Origin of the sequence: Haematobacter missouriensis (assembly GCF_000740775.1) — a bacterium.
In the GTDB taxonomy this organism is placed as follows: Bacteria; Pseudomonadota; Alphaproteobacteria; order Rhodobacterales; family Rhodobacteraceae; genus Haematobacter; species Haematobacter missouriensis.
In genome coordinates, this window is record NZ_JFGS01000053.1 from 1 (window position 1) to 4011 (window position 4011).

At 59.9% G+C, this 4011-nt stretch carries 4 protein-coding genes; 1 reads left to right on the top strand and 3 read right to left on the bottom strand.

Going from position 1 to position 4011, the window contains the following annotated elements; all coding sequences use genetic code 11:
- On the top strand, positions 1–736 hold a 736-nt coding region (locus tag CG51_RS20450), incomplete at its 5' end, for a hypothetical protein (protein ID WP_035747294.1).
- A 101-nt stretch (positions 737–837) separates the two neighbouring features.
- On the opposite strand, the gene CG51_RS17750 is transcribed toward CG51_RS20450, so the two are convergent.
- From CG51_RS17750 to CG51_RS17760, 3 genes are all read right to left on the bottom strand, one after another.
- Positions 838–2079: a tyrosine-type recombinase/integrase gene (locus CG51_RS17750; RefSeq protein ID WP_035747296.1), complete on the bottom strand. Its 1242-nt coding sequence runs from the start codon at positions 2077–2079 to the stop codon at positions 838–840.
- A 155-nt stretch (positions 2080–2234) separates the two neighbouring features.
- Complete coding sequence (locus CG51_RS17755) at positions 2235–2873, bottom strand: JAB domain-containing protein (RefSeq protein ID WP_084695272.1); 639 nt, start codon at positions 2871–2873, stop codon at positions 2235–2237.
- A gap of 382 nt (positions 2874–3255) precedes the next feature.
- Positions 3256–4011: catalase-related domain-containing protein (locus tag CG51_RS17760; protein WP_035747299.1), on the bottom strand; the 756-nt coding region annotated here is incomplete at its 5' end.

Consider the following 4011-nt stretch of genomic DNA (forward strand, 5'->3'; position numbering starts at 1 on the left):
TGAAAGCTTTGTCATCACCGGCGGATATCACCCAGATCAATCCATATCCGTTAAGGCGACGCCACCTTTCCGGGCCAGCAGTACCCTTTGCCACGCTGTCGAAAACGCTGGTGGGCGAGTCAAGGACGCGGACATCCGCGGAAAGCTGATCTTCACCATCGGGGGGCGAGATATTGAATGTGCCGTCAAGGAAAAGATGTCTCGCCTGATGAAGCGTCCTGAAGGCGAGGCAGCGAGGTGGAGCGCCTATCCTGACCACCACAATTCTGCGCTGACCTCGTCCGGTCTGCTTCGTGCTCAGATCATCACATGGCTGCCAGGCGAGCAACCGCAGTGGGTCGAGAAGCCGAAGAAGCTCTTCGCTACCCTGATCCCGATAATTGTGGAAACGATTGTGGCAAGCGTTCCGCGACTAATCGAATGGGAGCGCAAGCGTGAAGAAGACCACCGCCGATATCAGGAAGAGGAAAGGCGGCGATGGGAGCTGCGACGCCTGAAGGAAGTGGATGATAGCCGCTGGAATCGCTTCCGATCAGCTGCGACAAACTGGCGCGAAAAGCAGGTCCTTGATGACTTTATCTCGGAGCTGGAGGCAAGATTTTCTGCTGAAGGCGATCAAAGCATCGGCGAGAAGACGACCTCGCAATGGCTGACCTGGGCAAAGGATCGCGCTGCCGAACTTGATCCGTTCACGGACGGGCTGGCTGGCCTGTTTCACGATGTTGGACGGCCGTGATGCCGGAGGCAGTCTATGCCAAGCGGCGTGGGTCGGCGCTGATTCCAGCCCGGGGATAGAGAGCTTCATTGGCAGATATTCCTTGCTGCACGGCCGGGATGTCATGCGACCAGCTTCAGACGCTTCTTCGCCAGCATGGCACGGACGAATTTATCCCATTTCGCCATTCCGGCCCGTTTCTCGGCCATGTAGTTCCAGCGGTCGTAATGCTTCGAGCTGACATCCTGCAAGGCGTGGTTTTGCAGCCGGTCGCGGATTTCCTTCGGAACACCCGCCTTGCCGGCCAGCGTCTTGAACGTGCGGCGCAGGTCGCGGTTCGTGACATAGGGAATCACCCCACGACCCCGCTGCCGCCACATGAACGAGTAGAGCGTGCCGTGGCTGACGGGCCTTGAGGGGTCTTTCGCCGAAGGGAAGAACCAGCCGTATTCGTTGACGTTGATGGAGGAGAGCAATTCCGCCGCCAGGGCCGGCACCGGGACGGCGTGGGGCTGGTCGTTCTTGGTCTTCGACCAATCGATGATCTTCTCCTTCGCGTCCCATTGGTCGATATGCAGGCTCGCGATCTCCTCGACGCGCTGGCCGGTCAGCATGATCAGCCTGACAGCGCGGGTATAGGGCGGATGGACCGGCGTATCGGGGCACTCCAACCAGCGATAGAGCTGGACGAACTCGTCGTCGTCGAGCCAGCGCGTGCCTTGGACCTTCGGTTCCGTCGGGATGCCCGCTGCTGGATTGAAGGGGATGCGGAACCGGCGAGCGGATTGTTGCCGATAGTCGTTGTCGGACTTCATGCCCCAGCTAAAGGCGGCATGAATGTAGGAGCGCACATGGTCGGCCATGGACTTGGCGCCGCGCTCATAGATCGGACGGATCAGTTCGATGATCTCCTCGGCTTCGATCTCTCGGGCGAGACGGTGGCGGCCGAGCGTATCGGCGATCTTGTTGAGACCCTTTTCCGTTTCCTTCCATGACGGCTTTCCGGCTTCCTTGAGCGCGGCCACATATCCCTCGAACAGATCGGCGACCGTGCCGGGACGTGTATCGGTTGCAATCTTGATGCTCCGTCCCTTCTGGATCACATCGGCAAAGTCGCGCTTGTAGATTTCGCGGGCCTGGGCGAGCGACATCGAGGGATAGGAGCCGAGCTTCTTCTTTGTCCGCTTGCCGTCGCGCCACTGCTGCGCCATCCAATCCGCGGTGACGCGCTTCGGCATGGGCTTGAGAACAAGCACCAGGCGGCCGGTGCCGCGTCCTTCGCCATCGGCGAGGTTTTCTTGTTTCTGGCTCATCTCGACGCGCTTCAGCGCGTGTCGGATTGCAGTGTCGGTGAGGGCGGGCATGGCGTTTCCTCCTGTTCCGCAACTGGGATCGGTGGAGGAGAAACGGGGATCGCTAGTTGGGATCGGGACGCCGTTTTCTACCCCTTTTACCGCCCCCAATTTGACATAACCGCCCCCTGTTCGCAATGGAGAAAATCGTCAATTTTACTAGTGTTTCAATGTGATTGAGCGTGCTTGAACGTGCAGGAAACAGAGGCAGTGGGGTGGTTATGGACCAGAATGACGGCGCTTGCCGCCAGTTCGAGTGCGCGTTTCGCCACCTCCCGCGGATAGACCGGGACGTGTCCGATGGTGCCCTGTCCGAGCGCCTCATCGGCGATCACCGCGTTCTTGCGATAAAGAAAAAGAACGCGAAACTGCTCCGTCTCCCGATGCGCCATGCAGGTGCGGCAGTAAGTCACGAGCGCATCCCATGACGAAACGACTTCCCTCTGAAGGACGCGTGTCTGCGCCATACGCTGCGCAAAAGCGTCGACCAGGCGAAGTTGCAGCCAGACCCAGCGATCCGCTCCCTCCACTTGCATTATACGATGCTCTGAAGCGGCGATGACCCCATTCAAGTCGCCAAAAGCGGCAAGAAGGCGTTTTGCCAGCGGCTTCACGTCGATGCGCGGTATCGCGTTGAAAAGCAGCAGCTCCAATAGCTCATACTCCGGCATACCGATCGGCCCGCCGTCAAGGAAGCGCGTGCGGAGTCGTTCGCGATGTCCCCAGTAATGGGGACGCTGCGCACCGGTCTCATCCCGGACGAGCCCACCTCCTGCGGCAGCGTCAGGTTTCAGGCGATCGGTCATCCGGTAAGGTGAGTACGGCTGCGCCCAGACATCGGGCGGGGCGCTTCGGGCGTCCAATTCCGCCAGACCCCGAAGCGCCTCTGCGGAGAACCCCGGCCTTTGACGATCATCCTGCCTGAGGGCAGGAGTAGCGTCGCGCTGATCCTGACGACGGCGGCGCCCGATCCACCACACCTCGCATACTCCCCCGTTGCCTTGCCGCGAAGCTAGGGCGAGAATGGTAAAAATAATCTTAACAGGCCGCTGAAAGAAGCATTCCGGATCGCGATGATCCGGAAGCCCTCTCCACGTCACGGGGTTGTGGCTGGTGCGGGGAACCGACTTCTATCGCAAGCGTGGCAGATGCTTGGCCTTTTTCAGCAGCCTGTTAGCACCACAGTCATCATTCCATACTGGCTTCACGCTCCCAGTACCTCTGTGTCGCCGCTTCTACTAGGCCATCCAGCCCCGTGACACCGGGCCCTGCCTCCACTCCGGCCCGGTCGAGAAGCGTTTTCGCTCCGTCATTCAGTCCAATCGCCTTGAGGTGGGAAAAAGCGTCCACGACAAAGGCGACCGCTGCCCCATTGCGCGAAAGTTTCTTCGCCGCTTCCGCCGTCAGGACCAGCGCTACTGCATCGAACAGAACGGAGGGCGACCCGGCAAGTTGTCCATCGGCCTTCATCTTTCCACCCTCAAGCGACAGGCCGCCCACTTTCGGGGCAACAGTAAACGCCGTGCCGCCGGCATCCTCCACTGCCTTGATAAGGCGCTCCAGTTCGGCGCTGTCGGAGCCTTCGTCGAACAATATGCCGACGGTGCGTCCCTTGAGGGTAGAGGTCCAGTTCTTCTGGATCGAAAGAGCATCGGAAAGATCGAGATCAACCGGTTCCCGCGCAGGGGTTGCGCGATCAGGAAGGTCCATGGCCAACCCATCTGCCACCTGCGCCGCCAGCGCCTCATCCACATTCCGCAACAGGGAGAGCACGCGCTTGCGTACATGCTCCATCTCCACCTTGGAAAGTTCAAACGTAAAGGCAGAGGCGATATGGGACTGTTCGCTCTTGGTTTGAGAACGGAAGAACAGGCGGGCTTGACTGAAGTGGTCGCTAAAGCTCTCCGCTCGGATGCGCAGCTTTGGCCCATCGACCTGTTGCGG

Bases quoted from the DNA above. Each gene is read 5' to 3' on its own strand.
- CG51_RS17750 (WP_035747296.1), bottom strand. From the start codon at position 2,079: ATGCCCGCCCTCACCGACACTGCAATCCGACACGCGCTGAAGCGCGTC.
- CG51_RS17755 (WP_084695272.1), bottom strand. From the start codon at position 2,873: ATGACCGATCGCCTGAAACCTGACGCTGCCGCAGGAGGTGGGCTCGTC.